Raw genomic sequence first — 17,432 nt, 5'->3', positions numbered from 1 at the left:
GCTTCCGTATAAATCAAATTTCTTCTGGCGAAGATGGGAATATAGGAATCTGAGAATCCTCGTATTCTCCAGGAGGAATGAATGTGAATAACGGACATTTAAATCAAATTTTGCTGATAACGGATGGCTGCTCGAATCATGGGGAAGACCCGCTTGCAATGGCTGCTTTTGCTAAAGAGCAGGGGATTACGGTAAATGTCATAGGTATAATGGAAGAAAACCAAATTGACCCTGAGGCAATGAAGGAAGTCGAAGGAATTGCGCTGGCCGGAGGCGGCGTGCATCAGGTCGTCTATGCATCTCAGCTTTCGCAAACCGTTCAAATGGTAACAAAAAAAGCAATGACGCAAACCTTACAAGGGGTAGTCAATCAAGAGCTGAAACAAATTCTCGGAAAGAATGTGGAAATGGAGGAGCTTTCTCCGGAAAAACGCGGCGAAGTCATGGAAGTGGTAGACGAGCTTGGAGAAACGGTGCATCTTCAGGTTTTGGTTCTTGTTGATACAAGCGCAAGTATGGCGCCTAAGCTCCCTACAGTAAAAGAGGCGCTGATTGATTTGTCTGTCAGCCTCAATTCCCGAATCGGGAATAACGAATTTGCAATGTGTATATTTCCCGGGAAAAAACAAGAGGTCGAGCTTGTGCTGAACTGGACACCGAAGCTGCAATCTCTTTCCACTCTCTTTGCAAAGCTTTCGACAGGCGGCATCACGCCAACAGGTCCGGCGATACGTGAAGCGACAATGCAATTTGAAAAAATCCGCTCAAGAAGGAGCATGCTGGCAGATGATGAACGACGCTTTGACGAGTTTGGCATGTAGCCTCAAGCCGGGTACGACAATCAAAGGCAAGTGGAATGGAAACACTTATACATTGCGTAAACAGCTTGGAAAAGGGGCCAATGGAATTGTGTATTTGGCAGAAGCATCAGATGGACATGTTGCCTTAAAGGTGAGTGATGACAGCCTGTCTATTACTTCTGAAGTGAATGTCTTGAAATCTTTCTCAAAGGCCCAGTCCGTTACGATGGGGCCTTCTTTTTTTGATACGGATGATGCCTATATTCCCAGTGCCAATACGAAAGTTTCATTTTATGCAATGGAATACATAAAAGGCCCGCTGCTTTTGAAGTATGTCAGTGATAAAGGAGCAGAATGGATACCGGTATTGATGATTCAGCTGTTATCCAGCTTATCGGTACTTCACCAGCAAGGATGGATATTCGGCGATCTTAAACCTGATAATCTGATTGTAACCGGTCCGCCTGCAAGAATCCGCTGCATTGATGTAGGCGGCACGACAAAGGAAGGTAGGGCGATAAAAGAGTATACGGAGTTTTACGACAGAGGCTATTGGGGGTATGGAACAAGAAAAGCTGAGCCATCCTACGATCTGTTCGCAGTTGCCATGATTATGATCAACAGTGTGCATAAAAAAGAATTCAAGAAAACAAACCAGCCTAAGGAACAGCTTAGGTCTCTAATCGAGGGAAACCCGCTGCTGCAAAAGTATAAAAAAGTGCTTTTGTCAGCATTGAACGGAGATTATCAATCTGCAGATGAAATGAAGAAGGATATGCTAGACGCGGGGCAAAAGGCAGCACAAAGAAAACAAGCTGCAAAAGCACCACCGCAGCCTGCTACAAGACAAAGACAGCAGAAACCGCGTCAGGGAAAAGTAACAAAGACGCGATACACCCCTAAACAAAAGGCGGCTAAGTCGGGCGGATTATTTGAAACAACACTTATCGTGATCAGCGTTTTAGCGCTTTATTTCGCCTACATTATCTTTTTCTTAATCTGAATGGCACAAACTGCAAAGCCTATGCTTCTTCTTTGCTTGGAAGGATTGAAAGTGATAGGATATGAATATCTTTAAAATACCTGCTCATTGTGAGGAGGACATTGTGAAAAGTGTCAAAGATTTTTTTAGCAAACATCATCTTGCATTAAAAGGGGCGACAATCATTGTAGGCGTTTCCGGCGGTCCGGACTCAATGGCTCTTCTTCACGCGCTGCATACGTTATGCGGCCGTTCAGCAAATATTATCGCGGCTCACGTTGACCATCGGTTCAGGGGCACGGAATCCGAGGAGGACATGCGTTTTGTCCAAGCTTATTGTAAGGCTGAACAGCTCGCATGCGAAACGGCTCAAATCAATGTAACCGCTTATGCAGAGGAAAAAGGTCTCAATAAGCAGGCTGCAGCACGTGATTGCCGCTATCAGTTTTTTGAGGAAATCATGTTGAAGCATCAAGCGGACTATCTGGCGCTTGCGCATCATGGTGATGACCAAGTTGAAACGATGCTTATGAGACTGGCTAAGGGCACGCTTGGAGCAGGACTTGCAGGAATGCAGCCGGTCAGACGTTTTGGGACAGGGCGGATCATCAGGCCGTTCTTAACCATTACAAAGGAAGAGATCCTTCACTATTGCCGTGAAAACGGCTTGAGCTACCGGACGGATGAAAGCAACGCTAAAGATGATTACACAAGAAACAGGTTCAGAAAAACAGTGCTACCATTTTTGAAACAGGAATCACCGGATGTGCATAAAAGGTTTCAGAAAGTGAGTGAGGCACTGACGGAAGATGAGCAATTCTTACAGTCATTAACGAAAGACGAAATGAATAAAGTAATCACAAGCCAGTCTAATACATCAGTTGAAATCAATTCCTCTCAATTGCTTGCCCTCCCGATGCCTTTACAAAGAAGAGGAGTTCAACTAATATTAAACTATCTTTATGAAAACGTTCCATCATCCTTTTCAGCTCATCATATTCAGCAGTTTCTTGATTGGGCGGAAAAGGGCAGTCCTTCAGGAGTATTGGACTTTCCGAAAGGGCTGAAGGTGGTCAAATCATATCAGACATGTTTGTTTACATTTGAACAATGGCAGTGCAAAAATGTTCCCTTTGAATACCAAATAAGCGGAGCTGCTGATGAAACGGCAGTGCTCCCCAATGGATTTCTGATAGAGGCAAAGCATTATGCGGATTTGCCTGAAGAACATGGGAATGCTGTTTTTATTACAAGTGAAAAAAAGGTGCGATTTCCCTTAACGATCCGGACAAGAAAAGCTGGAGACCGGATCAAACTAAAAGGGATGAACGGCTCAAAAAAGGTAAAGGATATATTTATTGATAAGAAATTGCCTCTCCGAGAAAGAGACAACTGGCCGATTGTAACGGACGCAAGCGGTGAAATTATCTGGATACCGGGCTTGAAAAAATCAATTTTTGAAGATCTTGTGATTCCAAACAGCGACCGCATTGTATTACAATATAGACAGCATGAAAAGTGTAGGGGGCAAGCAAAATCATGATGAAACATGATATCGAGAAAGTACTGATCTCAGAGGAAGAGATACAAGAGAAAGTAAAAGAGTTAGGCACAGAATTAACGAGCGAGTATCAAGATACATTTCCGTTGGCAATCGGTGTGTTAAAAGGAGCGCTTCCTTTTATGGCGGATCTTATCAAGCATATTGATACATATTTGGAAATGGATTTCATGGATGTATCAAGCTACGGAAATTCTACGGTTTCTTCTGGAGAAGTAAAAATCATTAAAGATTTGGATACATCTGTAGAGGGCCGGGACATCTTAATTATTGAAGATATCATCGACAGTGGGTTAACCTTAAGTTATCTAGTAGAGCTCTTCCGATACCGTAAAGCAAAATCAATTAAGATTGTTACCCTTTTGGATAAACCGAGCGGAAGAAAAGCAGACATCAAAGCAGACTTTGTAGGCTTTGAAGTTCCTGACGCGTTTGTAGTGGGTTACGGACTTGATTATGCTGAGCGCTATCGCAATCTGCCTTATATCGGAGTGTTAAAACCGGCAGTTTATGAAAGCTGATCGGCAGCCTGCTTCCGAGATGGTTATTGTTTGTATTGGAATGATTTTCTATGGTACTATTGAACATAGTTGTGCTTACTGTGGGAGGAGGTAAGGAATGAATCGGGTCTTCCGTAATACCATTTTTTATTTACTTATTTTATTAGTAGTAATCGGGGTTGTGAGCTACTTCCAGACCTCAAATCCGAAAACAGAAAATATGTCGTACAGTACGTTTATCAAAAACCTGGATGACGGGAAAGTTGATAGCGTATCGGTTCAGCCTGTCAGAGGTGTTTATGAGGTAAAAGGACAGCTGAAAAATTACGACAAAGATCAATACTTTTTGACTCATGTTCCTGAAGGAAAGGGAGCAGACCAGATATTTAATGCTTTGAAAAAGACAGACGTAAAGGTTGAGCCCGCTCAAGAAACAAGCGGATGGGTGACATTCCTGACGACCATCATCCCGTTTGTCATTATCTTTATTCTGTTTTTCTTCCTGCTCAATCAGGCTCAAGGCGGCGGCAGCCGTGTCATGAACTTTGGTAAGAGCAAGGCGAAGCTGTATACAGAGGAAAAGAAACGTGTCAAATTTAAAGACGTTGCAGGGGCTGACGAAGAAAAACAAGAACTCGTTGAAGTTGTTGAGTTTCTTAAAGATCCCCGCAAGTTTGCCGAGCTTGGCGCAAGAATACCTAAAGGCGTGCTTTTAGTTGGACCTCCAGGTACCGGTAAAACATTGCTGGCAAAAGCTTGTGCAGGTGAAGCTGGCGTTCCTTTCTTCAGCATCAGCGGATCTGATTTCGTTGAGATGTTTGTAGGTGTCGGTGCTTCCCGTGTACGTGACTTGTTTGAAAATGCGAAAAAGAATGCGCCTTGTTTGATCTTCATTGACGAAATTGACGCAGTCGGACGCCAGCGTGGAGCGGGTCTCGGCGGCGGACACGATGAACGTGAACAGACGCTTAACCAATTGCTTGTTGAAATGGACGGATTCAGCGCCAATGAAGGAATCATCATCATTGCTGCGACGAACCGTGCGGACATCTTGGACCCAGCCTTACTTCGTCCGGGACGTTTTGACCGTCAAATCACAGTGGACCGCCCAGATGTCATTGGCCGTGAAGCTGTATTGAAAGTCCATGCGAGAAACAAACCGCTGGATGAAACGGTTAACCTGAAATCAATTGCCATGAGAACACCAGGCTTCTCAGGCGCGGACTTAGAAAATCTATTGAATGAAGCTGCTCTTGTGGCGGCTCGTCAAAACAAGAAAAAAATCGATGCGCGTGATATTGACGAAGCGACGGACCGTGTCATTGCTGGACCTGCTAAGAAGAGCCGCGTCATCTCCAAGAAAGAACGCAATATCGTGGCTTATCACGAAGGCGGACACACCGTTATCGGACTCGTTTTAGATGAGGCTGATATGGTCCATAAAGTAACGATTGTTCCTCGGGGCCAGGCTGGCGGTTATGCAGTTATGCTTCCAAGAGAAGACCGTTACTTCCAAACAAAGCCGGAGCTGCTTGATAAAATTGTCGGTCTCTTGGGCGGACGTGTCGCTGAAGAAATTATCTTCGGTGAAGTCAGCACAGGAGCGCACAATGACTTCCAGCGTGCGACGAATATTGCAAGACGAATGGTTACAGAATTCGGTATGTCAGAAAAACTGGGACCGTTGCAATTTGGACAGTCTCAGGGTGGTCAGGTATTCTTAGGCCGTGATTTCAACAATGAACAAAACTACAGTGATCAAATCGCTTACGAAATTGATCAGGAAATTCAGCGCATCATCAAAGAATGTTATGAGCGTGCGAAACAAATCCTGACTGAAAATCGTGACAAGCTTGAATTGATTGCTCAAACGCTTCTGAAAGTTGAAACACTTGACGCTGAACAAATCAAACACCTTGTTGATCATGGAACATTGCCTGAACGCAATTTCTCTGATGATGAAAAGAACGATGATGTGAAAGTAAACATTCTGACAAAAACAGAAGAAAAGAAAGACGATACAAAAGAGTAATTCGCTTTCTATCTAAAAACTGCCGGCTGACGCTGGCAGTTTTTTTTGTGTAAATCATGCCTCGGCAGCCGCTTTTGCAATCATCCAATTCTGATATCGATTTGTTTACAAATGAGCCGCTGATCGTGTATGGTATTGTAGAATGTTTGTAAAAGTAATATAGAGAAACTATTCAAAAGTGGTGATAGAGGTTGTTACTGGTTATTGATGTGGGGAACACCAATACTGTACTTGGTGTATATCATGAGGGAAAATTAGAATATCACTGGCGTATAGAAACAAGCAGGCATAAAACAGAAGATGAGTTTGGGATGATTTTGCGCTCTTTGTTCGAGCACTCTGGACTCATGTTTGAACAGATAGATGGCATTATTATTTCATCAGTAGTGCCGCCAATTATGTTTGCATTAGAAAGAATGTGCACAAAATACTTTCATATCGAACCGCAAATTGTCGGTCCGGGTATGAAAACCGGTTTAAATATAAAATATGACAATCCGAAAGAAGTGGGAGCAGACAGAATCGTAAATGCTGTCGCTGCGATACACTTATACGGCAATCCATTAATTGTTGTCGATTTCGGAACTGCCACAACATACTGCTATATTGATGAAAACAAACAATACATGGGCGGAGCGATTGCTCCTGGGATTACGATTTCGACAGAGGCGCTTTACTCGCGTGCGGCAAAGCTTCCGCGTATTGAAATCACCCGGCCTGACAATATTATCGGAAAAAACACTGTAAGCGCGATGCAATCTGGAATTTTATTTGGCTATGTCGGTCAAGTGGAAGGAATCGTCAAGCGAATGAAATGGCAGGCAAAACAGGAACCAAAGGTCATTGCGACAGGAGGCCTTGCGCCGCTCATTGCAAACGAATCAGATTGTATAGATATCGTTGATCCATTCTTAACCCTAAAAGGGCTGGAATTGATTTATGAACGAAACCGCGTAGGAAGTGTATAGGAGGTTTTGTAATGGATTATTTAGTAAAAGCACTTGCGTATGACGGAAAAGTTCGCGCTTATGCAGCGAGAACAACTGATATGGTAAGTGAGGGACAAAGACGCCATGGTACGTGGCCGACAGCATCCGCTGCACTGGGCCGCACAATGACAGCTTCGCTTATGCTCGGCGCTATGCTGAAGGGCGATGATAAGCTGACAGTGAAAATCGAAGGCGGAGGTCCGATCGGAGCAATTGTGGCTGATGCCAATGCAAAAGGGGAAGTCAGAGCATACGTCTCTAACCCGCAAGTTCATTTTGATTTAAATGAACAAGGCAAGCTTGATGTCAGACGTGCGGTTGGAACAAGCGGAACGTTAAGTGTCGTAAAAGATTTAGGGTTGCGCGAGTTCTTCACAGGACAAGTAGAAATTGTTTCAGGAGAATTGGGCGATGATTTCACCTACTATCTTGTGTCTTCGGAGCAGGTTCCATCATCGGTGGGCGTAGGTGTGCTCGTGAATCCTGACAATACCATTCTTGCGGCAGGAGGCTTTATTATTCAGCTTATGCCGGGAACAGATGATGAAACGATCACAAAAATTGAACAGCGTCTATCTCAAGTAGAGCCGATTTCTAAGCTCATCCAAAAAGGACTTACACCAGAAGAAATTCTGGAAGAAGTTCTAGGCGAGAAGCCAGAGATTTTGGAAACGATGCCTGTTAGGTTCCATTGTCCTTGTTCAAAAGAACGTTTCGAAACAGCCATTTTAGGACTAGGCAAAAAAGAAATTCAAGATATGATAGAAGAAGATGGACAAGCCGAAGCAGTATGCCATTTTTGTAATGAAAAGTACTTATTTACAAAAGAAGAGCTGGAAGGGCTTCGTGACCAAACTACCCGCTAAGCTCTTTAGCGGGTTTTTTTAATTTGAGAAAAGGGGCTGAAAGCAGGTTTGAAATCAAGAACAATCTGGACCGTTATTTTAGGGGCGCTGTTGGTTTGCTGTATTGCTGTTGCATATACGCTGACGAAATCCCAGGCAGGCGCATCGCCGTCAGGTGAGTCTATTGCGACGATCGGAGGCAAAAGCGTGACAAGAGAAGAATGGCTGAAAGAAATGGAAGATCAATATGGAAAGTCGACACTTGAAGATATGATCAATGTCCGAGTCGTTGAGCAGCTCGCCAAAAAGAACGATCTCAAAGTGTCTAAAAGCGAAATTGATCGTGAGTTTTTGCTGATTAAAGCGGTCAACAATTCTTTTTACGAAGACGAACATACAACTGAGAAGGAGTGGAAAGACCAAATTCGTTATAATATCCTCCTTGAAGAGTTGTTAACAAGGGATATTGATATCTCAAACAGTGAAACGAAATCATTCTATAATAAAAATAAAGAACTGTATCAGTTTGATGATTCGTATCGAATTCGGCACATTGTTGTAAAAGATGAAGAAGAAGCGAGAGAAGTTTTGAAAGAACTTGAAGGCGGCTCAAGCTTTGAAGCTGTCGCAGCGGAAAGGTCTACAGACAGATATACATCGCCATATGGCGGAGATTTAGGTTTTGTTACAGAAGCATCGGACAACATTCCGTCAGCATACATTGAAGAAGCAAAAACACTCAATGAGGATGAATGGTCTGAAGAACCGATAAAGGTCAGTAACGGATATGCCGTGATTCAGCTGAAAGAAAAACTAAAGGCAAGGACATTCTCATATGCTGAAGTAAAGGATCAGATCAGACGGCAAATCGCAATGGATCAGTTAGGCGATAAAGCTACAGTCAAAACGCTTTGGAAAGAAGCCGATGTATCTTGGTTTTATGGGGAAAAAAGTACTAAGTGATTGACAAAAAATTTTGAAATTGATAGATTATATACATAATACCAATACAAATAGTCGGAAATTGAGGTGTCGAGAATGGTACGTGTAGCAAACTCCATTACTGAATTAATTGGGAATACGCCAATCGTTAAATTAAATCGCCTTGCAGATGAAAACAGTGCGGATGTATATCTAAAGCTTGAATACATGAACCCTGGAAGCAGTGTAAAAGACCGTATCGGTTTAGCCATGATTGAAGCCGCTGAAAAAGAAGGGAAACTAAAAGCCGGTGATACAATCATTGAACCGACAAGCGGAAATACTGGAATCGGGCTTGCGATGGTTGCAGCTGCTAAAGGATTAAAAGCCATTTTGGTTATGCCTGATACAATGAGCATGGAGCGCCGCAACCTTCTTCGCGCGTACGGTGCTGAGCTTGTGCTGACTCCTGGTGCGGAAGGCATGAAAGGCGCCATTAAGAAAGCGGAAGAGCTTGCTGAAAAGCACGGATACTTTGTGCCTCAGCAGTTTAACAACCCTTCTAACCCAGAAATTCACCGCCAAACAACGGGTAAAGAAATCGTTGAGCAATTCGGTGATGACCAGGTTGATGCATTTGTAGCCGGGATCGGAACAGGCGGAACGATTACAGGAGCGGGCGAAGTTCTGAAGGAAGCATACCCTTCTATCAAAATATACGCTGTTGAACCGTCAGACTCTCCAGTGCTTGCAGGAGGAAAACCAGGCCCCCACAAAATTCAGGGAATCGGAGCTGGATTTGTGCCGGACATCTTAAACACTGAAGTATACGATGAAATCTTCCCTGTGAAGAATGAAGAAGCATTTGAATATGCGCGCAGAGCTGCACGTGAAGAAGGAATTCTCGGAGGCATCTCATCAGGTGCGGCAATTTATGCTGCTCTTCAAGTAGCGAAAAAACTCGGAAAAGGCAAAAAAGTTTTGGCCATCATTCCAAGTAACGGCGAACGTTATCTGAGCACGCCGCTGTATCAATTCGATTAAAAAAGCCAAACTCCCGGTCCGCCGGGAGTTTTTTTATATTCGTGCATCAAATATGCCGTGTCTGCGACGAATGTTATTCTTGGAAGAGAAATTCACTTTTTTCACTAACAAGATTGCTTTACAATAAAAAACAAGCAAAAAAGAAAATAGAGGAATGATATAAATGGCACAACGCAGACCGGCAGGCAAAAAAGTACCTTTTCAAAAAGATTCATTCTTACAACAATTTGAGAAACTTGCGCAATCCAAAAAACAGCATGTACTACTTGAAAGTGCAAGAGGCGGCAGATACACTATAGCCGGTCTTGATCCAATTGCGACTGTAAAAGGAAAAGACGGAATCACCACTATTAAGCATGGTGATGAGATGCTGTTTCAAGAAGGTGATCCATTACGTGCCTTCCGCAGCTGGTTCAAAACGCTGGAAACAGAAACAGATCATGAGCTTCCGGATTTTCAAGGCGGGGCAATCGGTTTTCTCAGCTATGATTACGCTCGTTACATTGAAAACTTTAAAATGCTCTCATTAGATGATCTGGAAACACCGGATATTTATTTTCTTGTTTTTGATGATATAGCAGTTTATGACCATCAAGAAGAGACTCTGTGGCTGATTACTCATGTTAATGGTTCTGATCAGGAATCTGCGGAGGTGAAGCTATCTGAGCTGGAGCGGATGTGGCTGACTGAGCTTCCTGCTGTCCCTTCGAGAGAGATGAAGCATGAAACAGAAGGTTCCTTCGCGGCACCATTTACTGAGGACGGATTCTCACAAGCTGTAGAGAAAATCAAACAATACATTGCCAGCGGCGATGTGTTTCAAGTCAATCTATCATTAAGACAGTCACAGTCACTGTCTGCCCATCCATATCAAATTTACAAAACCCTGAGAGAAGTAAATCCTTCTCCGTATATGGCTTATTTAGAAACACCTGATTTCCAAATCATTTGCGGATCGCCTGAACTTCTTGTCAGTAAAAAGGGCAAACGATTAGAGACGAGACCGATTGCAGGCACCCGTTCCAGAGGGAAAACTGATGAAGAAGACGAGGCGCTCGCAAACGAATTGATTCACAATGAAAAAGAACGCGCTGAACATGTCATGCTGGTTGACCTTGAGCGAAATGATCTGGGAAGAGTATCACGTTACGGGTCTGTACGCGTGAACGAATTCATGGCAATTGAAAAATACTCGCATGTGATGCACATTGTGTCTAACGTCCAAGGTGAATTGCAGGATGGATATGATGCTGTAGATATTATTCATGCTGTATTTCCCGGAGGAACCATTACAGGTGCTCCCAAAGTAAGAACAATGGAAATTATAGAAGAACTTGAGCCGACACGCCGCGGGCTTTATACTGGATCTATAGGGTGGTTTGGATTTAATCACGATCTGCAGTTTAATATCGTTATTCGAACCATTTATGCAACCGGGGGGCAGGCATTTATGCAGTCCGGCGCAGGAGTTGTGATTGATTCTGTTCCAAAGCACGAATACAGAGAATCATTCAAAAAAGCTTTTGCGATGCAAAAGGCGTTAGAGCTGAGCAAAGAAGAGACAAAAATTAGATGAGGTGAGCGGAGAAATGATTTTAATGATTGATAACTACGATTCATTCACGTACAACTTGGTACAGTATTTGGGCGAGCTTGGGGAAGAGCTGATTGTGAAACGCAATGACGACATCACGATCGAAGAAATCGAACAGCTTTCTCCGGATTTTCTGATGATATCACCTGGACCATGCAGTCCTGATGAGGCAGGGATCAGCCTTGAAGCAATTAAACATTTCGCAGGCAAAATTCCCATTTTTGGTGTATGCCTCGGACATCAGTCCATCGCACAAGTGTTTGGCGGTGACGTCGTTAGGGCAGAGCGGCTTATGCACGGGAAAACCTCTGATATCGAGCATGACAGCAAGACGATCTTCGAAGGACTGAAAAATCCCCTTGTCGCGACTCGTTACCACTCGCTGATCGTAAAACCTGAGACGCTGCCAAGCTGTTTTACAGTAACAGCACAAACGAAAGAAGGAGAAATCATGGCCATTCGCCACAATGACCTCCCGATAGAGGGCGTGCAATTTCACCCAGAGTCTATTATGACCTCCTTTGGGAAAGAAATGCTCAGAAATTTCATTGAGACATACCGCAAGGAAGCTATTGCGTGATGATATATGTTAACGGCCGGTATATAGAGGAGAAAGATGCAGTTCTTTCTCCTTTTGACCATGGATTTTTATATGGGATCGGTGTTTTTGAAACCTTCAGGCTCTACGAAGGCTGCCCGTTTTTGCTTGATTGGCATATAGAAAGGCTTGAACGTGCGCTTAAGGATCTGCAAATCGAATATACTGTTTCAAAGGATGAGATCCTCGAGATGCTGGACAAGCTGCTTTGGCTGAATGATATAAAGGATGGCAATGCGCGCGTCAGGCTGGACATATCAGCAGGATTCAGCGATAAAGGCTTTGTCGCCCAGACATACGATAAGCCGACTGTTTTATGCTTTGTGAACCAGCTGAAACCAGAAAATCTTCCTTTGCAAAAAGAAGGAAAGGTATTATCGATACCGAGAAACACACCAGAGGGGCCGTTCCGATTAAAATCTCATCATTATTTAAATAATATGTATGCGAAACGGGAAATCGGAAATGATCCGGGTGTCGAAGGGATTTTCTTAACTGAGGATGGAGCTGTTGCGGAGGGCATCATATCAAATGTTTTCTGGAGAAAAGGCAGCTGCATCTATACTGCATCGCTCGATACCGGCATTCTGGACGGTGTCACGAGACGTTTTGTCATGGAAAATGCAAAGAAAATAGGACTGGAACTCAAAACGGGCCGATACGAGCTCGAAGCTCTCATGACAGCTGACGAAGCGTGGATGACGAACTCGGTTCTTGAGATCATCCCGTTTACTAAAATAGAAGCAGTAAACTATGCGGGCCGAAGCGGAGAAGCAGCCTCTGCTCTTCAAACGCTATACAAAAAAGAAATAAAGAACATGATTCATGAAAAGGGAGGAAGAGAATGGCGCAGCAAACGATAGACCAAACACAAGTAATCCACACCAAGCCCAGCGCTTTATCATATAAAGAGAAGACATTGGTGATGGGGATTTTAAACGTAACGCCTGACTCTTTCTCAGACGGCGGAAAATATGACAGCTTGGACAAGGCGCTGCTGCACGCGAAAGAGATGATCGATGACGGCGCCCATATCATTGATATCGGAGGAGAATCGACAAGGCCTGGCGCTGAGTATGTGTCAGAGGATGAGGAGATGTCCAGAGTGATTCCGGTAATTGAGCGGATCACAAAAGAATTAGGCGTCCCGATTTCTGTAGATACGTACAAGGCTTCTGTAGCAGATGAAGCTGTGAAAGCCGGCGCATCCATTATCAATGATATTTGGGGAGCGAAACATGATCCTAAGATGGCTTCCGTTGCAGCAGAACACAATGTTCCAATTGTTCTCATGCATAACCGTCCAGAGAGAAATTACAATGACTTATTGCCGGATATGCTGTCGGACTTAATGAAGAGTGTAAAAATCGCTGTTGAGGCCGGAGTAGAGGAGAAGAACATTATCCTTGACCCCGGTATCGGGTTCGCGAAAACCTATCACGATAATTTGGCAGTGATGAACAAACTTGAGATTTTCAGCGGACTGGGATATCCGGTTCTTCTGGCAACCTCCCGAAAAAGATTCATCGGACGGGTTCTGGATCTTCCGCCTGAAGAGCGGGCTGAGGGCACAGGTGCGACCGTGTGTCTCGGCATTCAAAAAGGCTGTGACATTGTCAGGGTCCATGACGTAAAACAAATTGCCAGAATGGCGAAAATGATGGACGCGATGCTGAATAAGGGAGGGGTGCACCATGGATAAAGTCTATGTAGAAGGCATGGAGTTTTACGGATACCACGGTGTGTTCAAAGAAGAAAATAAGCTTGGACAGCGGTTTAAAGTTGATTTAACCGCTGAGTTGGATTTAAGTAAAGCCGGACAAACAGACGACCTTGAGCAAACGATTAACTATGCTGAGCTCTATCACGTATGTAAAGATATCGTAGAAGGGGAGCCTGTGAAATTGGTGGAAACGCTGGCGGAACGTATTGCTGACACTGTGCTTAAGAAATTTCAGCCGGTGCAGCAATGTACTGTGAAAGTGATTAAGCCTGATCCGCCAATTCCCGGACACTATAAATCAGTAGCAATCGAAATCACGAGAAAAAAATCATGAACAACATAGCTTATATTGCACTCGGATCTAACATTGGAGATAGAGAAACGTATTTAAGGCAAGCAGTGGCATTACTGCACCAGCATGATGCGGTGACAGTCACTAAAGTGTCGTCCATTTACGAAACTGACCCGGTCGGATACGAAGACCAAAATGAATTTTTGAATATGGCTGTTGAAATCAAGACGTCGCTGAATCCTTTTGAACTCCTTGAACTAACGCAGCATATAGAAAGTGACTTAGGCAGAACAAGGGAAGTAAGATGGGGACCGCGGACGGCAGACCTTGACATTTTGCTGTTTAATCGTGAAAATATTGAAACAGAGCAACTAATTGTTCCGCATCCGAGAATGTATGAGCGTTTGTTTGTCCTTGCACCGCTTGCGGAGATTTGCCCGCAGGTTGAAAAAGAGGCAACAAGCGCGGAAACAGACCAAGAAGGTGTAAGAGTATGGAAGCAGAAATCTGGGGTAGACGAATTCGTGCATTCAGAAAGCTGAAAGGTTATACTCAAGAAGGATTTGCAAAAGCATTAGGTATATCAGTTTCTATTCTCGGCGAAATTGAACGCGGAAACCGATTGCCGTCAGCTGCCATTATTCAAGGTGTAGCAGATGTTTTAAATATAAGCGCGGACGAATTAGCGCCGCCAGAAAAATATAACAAATGAAAGGAGGAAAAAATGTTTAAAATCGGTGATATTCAATTGAAAAACCGGGTTGTGCTTGCCCCAATGGCTGGTGTCTGCAACTCAGCATTCAGATTGACTGTCAAGGAATTCGGAGCTGGATTGGTATGTGCTGAAATGGTCAGTGATAAAGCGATCCTTTACAACAATGCAAAAACCATGGGTATGCTTTACATTGATGAACGTGAAAAACCGCTTAGCCTTCAAATTTTCGGTGGAAAAAAGGAAACCCTTGTGGAAGCGGCGAAGTTTGTAGATCAAAACACAACTGCTGACATTATTGATATTAATATGGGATGTCCTGTACCAAAGATTACAAAATGTGACGCGGGAGCGAAATGGCTTCTCGATCCAGATAAGATCTATGAAATGGTTTCTGCAGTAGTGGATGCCGTTGATAAACCAGTTACAGTGAAAATGAGAATGGGCTGGGATGAAGACCACATTTTTGCAGTGAAAAACGCACAAGCTGTAGAACGTGCGGGCGGAAAAGCAGTTGCACTTCACGGCCGCACAAGAGTGCAGATGTACGAAGGAACGGCAAACTGGGACATCATCAAAGAAGTAAAACAATCAGTATCGATTCCGGTTATCGGAAACGGCGATGTCAAGACGCCGCAGGATGCTAAGCGCATGCTTGAGGAAACAGGAGTAGACGGTGTTATGATCGGCCGCGCTGCACTGGGCAATCCGTGGATGATTTACCGTACGGTTCAATACCTCGAAACAGGCGAATTAAAAGAAGAGCCGCAAGTACGCGAAAAAATGGCGGTATGCAAACTGCATCTTGACCGCCTGATTAACTTAAAAGGTGAAAACGTAGCGGTAAGAGAAATGAGGAAACACGCTGCGTGGTATCTGAAAGGCGTAAAAGGCAATGCAAAGGTTCGTAATGAAATCAACCATTGCGAGACAAGAGAAGAGCTTGTACAGCTTTTAGATGCATTTACTGTTGAAGTTGAGGCAAAAGAGCTTCAAGACGCAAAAGTAGGATAATACTAACCTCTATTTGCTGCTCACTGCCAGTTTTGCGCTGGCAGTTTTTCTGCTTTTTGCATGAAACAATATCTGTAATGGAGTGATAACAATGAGTCAAGAAGAGCATAACCATGAAGAATTGAACGACCAGCTGCAAGTCAGACGCGATAAAATGAATCAGCTGAGAGATAACGGCATTGATCCGTTCGGCGCACGTTTTGAAAGAACTCATCAGTCTCAGGAAGTTATTTCGGCATATCAAGATCTAACCAAAGAAGAGTTAGAAGAAAAAGCAATTGAAGTCACAATCGCAGGCCGCATGATGACAAAACGCGGCAAAGGAAAAGCCGGCTTTGCGCATCTCCAGGACTTAGAAGGTCAAATCCAAATCTACGTAAGAAAAGACAGTGTCGGTGACGAGCAATATGAAATCTTCAAGTCTTCTGACCTCGGTGATCTTATCGGTGTAACCGGAAAAGTCTTCAAAACAAATGTAGGCGAATTGTCTGTTAAAGCCACTTCTTTTGAATTGCTGACAAAAGCGCTTCGTCCGCTACCTGACAAATACCATGGTTTAAAAGACGTTGAGCAGCGCTACCGTCAGCGCTACCTGGATCTTATCGTAAATCCAGACAGCAAACATACGTTCATTACACGCAGCAAGATCATTCAAGCTATGAGAAGATACCTTGATGATCATGGATACTTAGAAGTAGAAACACCAACAATGCACAGCATTCCCGGGGGAGCTTCTGCACGTCCGTTTATCACCCATCACAATGCGTTAGATATTCCGCTCTATATGCGTATTGCCATTGAACTGCACCTAAAACGCCTGATCGTCGGCGGTTTAGAAAAAGTATATGAAATCGGCCGTGTTTTCCGTAATGAAGGTGTCTCTACACGCCATAACCCTGAATTCACGATGATTGAGTTGTATGAAGCGTATGCAGACTATAAAGATATCATGAGCTTAACTGAAAACCTTGTCGCTCATATCGCCCAAGAAGTGCTTGGAACGACTACGATCCAATACGGCGATGAAAAAATCGATCTTAAACCTGAGTGGAAAAGAATCCATATGGTTGACGCAGTTAAAGAAGCGACTGGTGTTGATTTCTGGGAAGAGGTTACTGTTGAGCAGGCGCGTGAATATGCAAAAGAACATGGCGTAGAGATTAAAGACTCAATGACAGTAGGCCATATCATCAACGAGTTCTTCGAACAAAAAATTGAAGAAACGCTTATTCAGCCAACGTTTATCTACGGACATCCTGTAGAAATTTCTCCTCTAGCTAAGAAAAACCCAGAGGATCCGCGCTTCACAGACCGTTTTGAACTGTTTATCGTTGGCCGTGAACACGCAAACGCGTTTACAGAGCTGAATGATCCTATTGATCAAAGAGAACGCTTTGAAGCGCAATTAAAAGAGCGTGAAGCTGGTAACGATGAAGCTCATCTAATGGATGAAGATTTTGTTGAAGCTCTGGAATACGGTATGCCGCCAACAGGAGGCTTAGGCATCGGTATCGACCGTCTGGTTATGCTGCTGACGAATGCTCCTTCTATTCGCGATGTGCTGTTATTCCCGCAAATGAGACAGCGCTAATAAAGAAGAGCGGCATCCTTTCTCTAGGATGCCGCTCTTTTTAAATTCCTAAGTATTTCTTCAAAAAAACTATTGCACTATTATTTACAAGGTGGTATATTATTATTCGTTGCCGCTAAACAAGGCGATAACGAAAAAAAGAACTTCAAAAAAGTTATTGACTTCACTGAGTCATCGAGTTATAATAATAAAGTCGCTTGAACGAAGTGAACGAAAATGATCTTTGAAAACTAA

General features: G+C 43.7%; 18 protein-coding genes. All 18 read left to right on the top strand.

What is annotated here, in order from left to right; all coding sequences use genetic code 11:
- Positions 1-83 precede the first annotated feature (83 nt).
- A complete protein-coding gene (locus BSI_RS00765; protein WP_003242107.1) occupies positions 84-821 on the top strand; it encodes a vWA domain-containing protein in 738 nt (245 codons plus the stop codon).
- On the top strand, positions 787-1,803 hold the full coding sequence (prkT, locus tag BSI_RS00770) for a serine/threonine protein kinase PrkT (RefSeq protein ID WP_003242105.1): 1,017 nt from the start codon (positions 787-789) through the stop codon (positions 1,801-1,803). The genes BSI_RS00765 and prkT overlap by 35 nt, the downstream gene beginning before the upstream one ends.
- A gap of 103 nt (positions 1,804-1,906) precedes the next feature.
- Positions 1,907-3,325, top strand: a complete 1,419-nt coding sequence (tilS, locus tag BSI_RS00775; protein WP_003242103.1) for a tRNA lysidine(34) synthetase TilS — start codon at positions 1,907-1,909, stop codon at positions 3,323-3,325.
- Positions 3,322-3,864 carry a hypoxanthine phosphoribosyltransferase gene (gene hpt / locus BSI_RS00780; protein ID WP_003218388.1) on the top strand — a complete coding sequence of 181 codons (543 nt, stop codon included), beginning with the start codon at positions 3,322-3,324 and terminating at the stop codon, positions 3,862-3,864. Before tilS ends, hpt begins: the two co-directional genes overlap by 4 nt.
- A gap of 97 nt (positions 3,865-3,961) precedes the next feature.
- Positions 3,962-5,875 (top strand): ATP-dependent zinc metalloprotease FtsH, encoded by a 1,914-nt coding sequence (gene ftsH, locus BSI_RS00785; RefSeq protein WP_003242099.1) that lies wholly within the window; start codon positions 3,962-3,964, stop codon positions 5,873-5,875.
- 191 nt (positions 5,876-6,066) lie between these two features.
- Positions 6,067-6,843 (top strand): type III pantothenate kinase, encoded by a 777-nt coding sequence (locus tag BSI_RS00790; protein WP_003242097.1) that lies wholly within the window; start codon positions 6,067-6,069, stop codon positions 6,841-6,843.
- A gap of 11 nt (positions 6,844-6,854) precedes the next feature.
- Entirely contained in the window at positions 6,855-7,730 is an 876-nt protein-coding gene (hslO, locus tag BSI_RS00795; RefSeq protein ID WP_003242095.1) for a redox-regulated molecular chaperone HslO, read from the top strand.
- A 48-nt stretch (positions 7,731-7,778) separates the two neighbouring features.
- The gene (locus tag BSI_RS00800; protein ID WP_003242093.1) at positions 7,779-8,672 is read left to right on the top strand and encodes a peptidyl-prolyl cis-trans isomerase; all 894 of its coding nucleotides are present in this window, start codon (positions 7,779-7,781) and stop codon (positions 8,670-8,672) included.
- Positions 8,673-8,747: 75 nt separating this feature from the next.
- The gene (cysK, locus tag BSI_RS00805; protein WP_003242091.1) at positions 8,748-9,674 is read left to right on the top strand and encodes a cysteine synthase A; all 927 of its coding nucleotides are present in this window, start codon (positions 8,748-8,750) and stop codon (positions 9,672-9,674) included.
- Between the two features lie 163 nt (positions 9,675-9,837).
- On the top strand, positions 9,838-11,250 hold the full coding sequence (locus tag BSI_RS00810; RefSeq protein WP_003242087.1) for an anthranilate synthase component I family protein: 1,413 nt from the start codon (positions 9,838-9,840) through the stop codon (positions 11,248-11,250).
- A gap of 13 nt (positions 11,251-11,263) precedes the next feature.
- The gene (gene pabA, locus BSI_RS00815; protein ID WP_003242085.1) at positions 11,264-11,848 is read left to right on the top strand and encodes an aminodeoxychorismate/anthranilate synthase component II; all 585 of its coding nucleotides are present in this window, start codon (positions 11,264-11,266) and stop codon (positions 11,846-11,848) included.
- Entirely contained in the window at positions 11,848-12,729 is an 882-nt protein-coding gene (gene pabC / locus BSI_RS00820; protein WP_003242083.1) for an aminodeoxychorismate lyase, read from the top strand. Before pabA ends, pabC begins: the two co-directional genes overlap by 1 nt.
- Positions 12,711-13,568 carry a dihydropteroate synthase gene (folP, locus tag BSI_RS00825; protein WP_032732371.1) on the top strand — a complete coding sequence of 286 codons (858 nt, stop codon included), beginning with the start codon at positions 12,711-12,713 and terminating at the stop codon, positions 13,566-13,568. Before pabC ends, folP begins: the two co-directional genes overlap by 19 nt.
- A complete protein-coding gene (gene folB / locus BSI_RS00830) occupies positions 13,561-13,923 on the top strand; it encodes a dihydroneopterin aldolase (protein ID WP_003242079.1) in 363 nt (120 codons plus the stop codon). Before folP ends, folB begins: the two co-directional genes overlap by 8 nt.
- A complete protein-coding gene (gene folK / locus BSI_RS00835; RefSeq protein WP_032732370.1) occupies positions 13,920-14,423 on the top strand; it encodes a 2-amino-4-hydroxy-6-hydroxymethyldihydropteridine diphosphokinase in 504 nt (167 codons plus the stop codon). Before folB ends, folK begins: the two co-directional genes overlap by 4 nt.
- Positions 14,375-14,593: a helix-turn-helix domain-containing protein gene (locus BSI_RS00840; protein ID WP_003242076.1), complete on the top strand. Its 219-nt coding sequence runs from the start codon at positions 14,375-14,377 to the stop codon at positions 14,591-14,593. The genes folK and BSI_RS00840 overlap by 49 nt, the downstream gene beginning before the upstream one ends.
- Before the next feature lie 12 nt (positions 14,594-14,605).
- Positions 14,606-15,607, top strand: coding sequence for a tRNA dihydrouridine synthase DusB (dusB, locus tag BSI_RS00845; RefSeq protein WP_003242073.1), 1,002 nt, complete (start codon positions 14,606-14,608; stop codon positions 15,605-15,607).
- A gap of 91 nt (positions 15,608-15,698) precedes the next feature.
- Positions 15,699-17,198 (top strand): lysine--tRNA ligase, encoded by a 1,500-nt coding sequence (gene lysS, locus BSI_RS00850; protein ID WP_003242071.1) that lies wholly within the window; start codon positions 15,699-15,701, stop codon positions 17,196-17,198.
- The last annotated feature ends 234 nt before the right edge of the window (positions 17,199-17,432 follow it).

Source organism: Bacillus inaquosorum KCTC 13429 (assembly GCF_000332645.1).
Classification (GTDB): Bacteria; Bacillota; Bacilli; order Bacillales; family Bacillaceae; genus Bacillus; species Bacillus inaquosorum.
The sequence above is the reverse complement of the archived record's forward strand: the minus strand, read 5'-3'. Positions and strand labels throughout refer to the sequence as shown.

Excerpts from the sequence above, each read along its gene's own strand:
- prkT (WP_003242105.1), top strand. The coding sequence starts at position 787 with ATGATGAACGACGCTTTGACGAGTTTGGCATGTAGCCTCAAGCCGGGT.
- hpt (WP_003218388.1), top strand. The coding sequence starts at position 3,322 with ATGATGAAACATGATATCGAGAAAGTACTGATCTCAGAGGAAGAGATA.
- ftsH (WP_003242099.1), top strand. The coding sequence starts at position 3,962 with ATGAATCGGGTCTTCCGTAATACCATTTTTTATTTACTTATTTTATTA.
- hslO (WP_003242095.1), top strand. The coding sequence starts at position 6,855 with ATGGATTATTTAGTAAAAGCACTTGCGTATGACGGAAAAGTTCGCGCT.
- cysK (WP_003242091.1), top strand. The coding sequence starts at position 8,748 with ATGGTACGTGTAGCAAACTCCATTACTGAATTAATTGGGAATACGCCA.
- BSI_RS00810 (WP_003242087.1), top strand. The coding sequence starts at position 9,838 with ATGGCACAACGCAGACCGGCAGGCAAAAAAGTACCTTTTCAAAAAGAT.
- pabA (WP_003242085.1), top strand. The coding sequence starts at position 11,264 with ATGATTTTAATGATTGATAACTACGATTCATTCACGTACAACTTGGTA.
- pabC (WP_003242083.1), top strand. The coding sequence starts at position 11,848 with ATGATATATGTTAACGGCCGGTATATAGAGGAGAAAGATGCAGTTCTT.
- folP (WP_032732371.1), top strand. The coding sequence starts at position 12,711 with ATGGCGCAGCAAACGATAGACCAAACACAAGTAATCCACACCAAGCCC.
- folB (WP_003242079.1), top strand. The coding sequence starts at position 13,561 with ATGGATAAAGTCTATGTAGAAGGCATGGAGTTTTACGGATACCACGGT.
- folK (WP_032732370.1), top strand. The coding sequence starts at position 13,920 with ATGAACAACATAGCTTATATTGCACTCGGATCTAACATTGGAGATAGA.
- BSI_RS00840 (WP_003242076.1), top strand. The coding sequence starts at position 14,375 with ATGGAAGCAGAAATCTGGGGTAGACGAATTCGTGCATTCAGAAAGCTG.
- dusB (WP_003242073.1), top strand. The coding sequence starts at position 14,606 with ATGTTTAAAATCGGTGATATTCAATTGAAAAACCGGGTTGTGCTTGCC.
- lysS (WP_003242071.1), top strand. The coding sequence starts at position 15,699 with ATGAGTCAAGAAGAGCATAACCATGAAGAATTGAACGACCAGCTGCAA.